Below are 2,469 nucleotides of genomic sequence, written 5' to 3' on the forward strand. Positions count from 1 at the left end.
ACGCCCTAGCAGGCTGTTGAAAAAGGCCCTGGCGCATAGGCTCTGGTCGTGATTCACTCGCTTTATTGCGATTTGGGGCCTCCAAAAGCATGGCTCGAAGAAGCTTTTCAGGCGCGATCCGATCGGTGAATAAAGCGCGGCAAAATCTCGTTCCAGTGAAACGAGCGCTTCGTTCACGATCTGCCGGATGGCCCGTAGAGGATGATCTTTTCGAACACGACCTTCTATTCGATCTGTTCCGAGCGACTTCTGATGGAGCGGTTGGAATACGACCTTCTGTTCCGGCGGTTCGTCGACATCGGCATTGACAATCCCGCTTGGGACCATTCGGTTTGTTCGAAGCACCGCGACCGGTTGCCGATGGTGACATTGCTGCGAAGTTCCTGAGTGCAATCCTTACTCAACAAGGTAAAGCGGCTGCTGTCAACCGACCACTTCTCTGTCGATGGCACGCACGCTGATCGAAGCCTGGGCGTCGATGAAGAGCTTCAAGCCGAAGGACGGCTCGGACGAACCGCCATCGGATGGCGGCGGTCGCAACGCGGAAGCAGACTTCCATGGCGAAAAGCGTTCCAACCAGACGCATGCATCAACGACCGATCAAAGCTATATAGGAAGGGAAAAGGCAAGGAGGCCAAGCTGTGCTTCATGGGGCATGGGTTGATGGAAAACCGCCATGGTCTTCTGGTCGACGCCTATCTGACGGAGGCAACCGGATATGCCGAACGCATCGCAGCTCTTCACATGATCGAACCTTTCTGCGACCGGCCACAAGCAGTCACGCTGGGTGCCGACAAGGCCTATGACACAAAGGACTTCGTCCAAGATTTGCGGTCGATGAGGGTGACGCCCCATGTGGCGCAGAACGTCAATGGTCGCCGCTCGGCGATTGATGGGCGCACGACGCGCCATTCCGGCTATGGGATCAGCTTGCGCATCCGCAAGCGCATCGAGGAGGCGTTCGGCTGGATCAAGACCGTCGCGGGGCAGGACAAGACGAAGTTTCGTGGCCGCGACCGCGTCGGATGGGCCTTCACCTTCGCGGCCGCCGCCTACAATCTGGTGCGGCTGCCGAAGCTCATGACGGAGATAGGCTGATGGCCAGGGTTTCTGCCTTCGCCAAGGCCTTCGCCGGTCGTTGGCGCATCGTCGAGATGGACAACTGTGACAACGACGTCCTCGATCTCGTCGAAGAGGCGCATCTGCCATTCCAGGGCGCGGCGGACGGCGAAATCGCCTTCGGCGCGCTCAAGGGCTTCCTCGATGTCCGCTACGGCGCACGCGACGGATCAGCCTGTGCGGAGTTCTCATGGGAGGGACAAGACGAGAGCGACCCGGCCTGTGGTCGCGGATGGGCTGCTCTCGGCTCCGCCGGACGCCTTGTCGGGCACTTCTACGTCCACAATGGAGACGATTCAGGCTTCGTCTGCGAACGCGACTGACTTCTTCAACGGCCTGCTCTCTCCTCGAATTTGATCTTGCCGACCAATCCCACTTTCAGACCGAAGTTGCGCAACAATCCGCGAATGTCATTCGCGATGGCGATGGCTTTTTCCTGCAAGAGTTTGCGCGCGGTCAGCAATGCTCGGTGCTTCTGGCTCGTCAATGTCTTCACATGCACAGACCGATAGAGATTGACGCGCATAATCTGGGCCATGCCACACGCATCGTTGCGGTCCGTCTTATTCGGTTGGGCTTTCAAAAATGCCTTGGCATGCCTTGTCTCAATGCAGATCACCGGCAATCCTGCCTTGGCAAGTCCCTCATAAAGCCATTGCGACAGTGGTCCGGCTTCAAGAACCGATCCACTCAATCTGCCACTTCGGATCCTTGATCACCGAGATCAAATCCTCAGGGTGAGTGGCAACTTTCGTCTCCCGGCAAATCTTGCCTGGAAGTTTTTCGGATCCTCTATCGCCGCAACAAAGGAGGCGGAAGTCACCGCGCCGACCCCGGGAATGGACGTCAGTACCTGACATGCGTCGCTCTGCCGTGCCATTGCGACGAGCTGACGATCAAGTTGCGCAGCGCGAACGGAGCGATCGGCTCTTGCCCGCAGAAGCGCTTTAAGTTTGGAAATCGCCATTTCAATCGCTTTGTCATGATGACTCTCCAGTGCGGGTTCCTGTTGAGGCATGCGACAGGCTGACAAGCCAGATACGTTGAGTTCCTACTTCAACGATACGCCCTTTGAGCTTTCCGCGCCTGAGCCAACCGTAAGCCGTCTGTCGATGAATGCCGAGCTTTTCGGAAAGTTCTTGCAACGTCACTTCATCCTCATTGCGACGCGGGATGTGACCCGACCAGATCGGCCGCTTTTTCCCAAGGCCATTTCGCACGAGGAGCTTCTGCACTATCAGCGCATCGAACCTGGATTTCTTGGCAGGTGACCAGCCCTGAACGTTAAGATCGTCAGCGATCTGTTGAGCCGTTGCACCCTGGTTACGCAACGCCGTGATCCTGGCTAGA

At 57.3% G+C, this 2,469-nt stretch carries 3 protein-coding genes and 3 pseudogenes; 2 read left to right on the plus strand and 4 right to left on the minus strand.

Features of this window, described 5'->3' with window-relative positions; genetic code table 11:
• Positions 1–76: 76 nt before the first annotated feature.
• Positions 77–228, minus strand: a pseudogene (locus LPU83_RS23270) (IS5/IS1182 family transposase); the annotation flags it as partial.
• Here LPU83_RS23270 and LPU83_RS23295 point away from each other — a divergent pair.
• Together LPU83_RS23295 and LPU83_RS23300 are read left to right on the plus strand one after the other, a co-directional pair.
• A pseudogene (locus LPU83_RS23295) lies at positions 223–1,098 on the plus strand (IS5 family transposase); the annotation flags it as partial. The pseudogenes LPU83_RS23270 and LPU83_RS23295 sit on opposite strands and share 6 nt — an antisense overlap.
• Positions 1,098–1,442 carry a hypothetical protein gene (locus tag LPU83_RS23300; protein ID WP_024319245.1) on the plus strand — a complete coding sequence of 115 codons (345 nt, stop codon included), beginning with the start codon at positions 1,098–1,100 and terminating at the stop codon, positions 1,440–1,442. The pseudogene LPU83_RS23295 and the gene LPU83_RS23300, both read left to right, overlap by 1 nt.
• Positions 1,443–1,459: 17 nt before the next feature.
• Here LPU83_RS23300 and LPU83_RS23525 read toward each other — a convergent pair.
• The 3 genes and pseudogenes from LPU83_RS23525 to LPU83_RS23560 form a co-directional block, all read right to left on the minus strand.
• Positions 1,460–1,892 (minus strand): annotated as a pseudogene (locus tag LPU83_RS23525) (IS110 family transposase); the annotation flags it as partial.
• Positions 1,844–2,137, minus strand: a complete 294-nt coding sequence (locus LPU83_RS75645; RefSeq protein WP_024319243.1) for a transposase — start codon at positions 2,135–2,137, stop codon at positions 1,844–1,846. The gene LPU83_RS75645 and the pseudogene LPU83_RS23525, both read right to left, overlap by 49 nt.
• Positions 2,100–2,469: helix-turn-helix domain-containing protein (locus tag LPU83_RS23560; RefSeq protein ID WP_157997292.1), on the minus strand; the 370-nt coding region annotated here is incomplete at its 5' end. The genes LPU83_RS23560 and LPU83_RS75645, both read right to left, overlap by 38 nt.

Source organism: Rhizobium favelukesii (genome assembly GCF_000577275.2).
In the GTDB taxonomy this organism is placed as follows: domain Bacteria; phylum Pseudomonadota; class Alphaproteobacteria; order Rhizobiales; family Rhizobiaceae; genus Rhizobium; species Rhizobium favelukesii.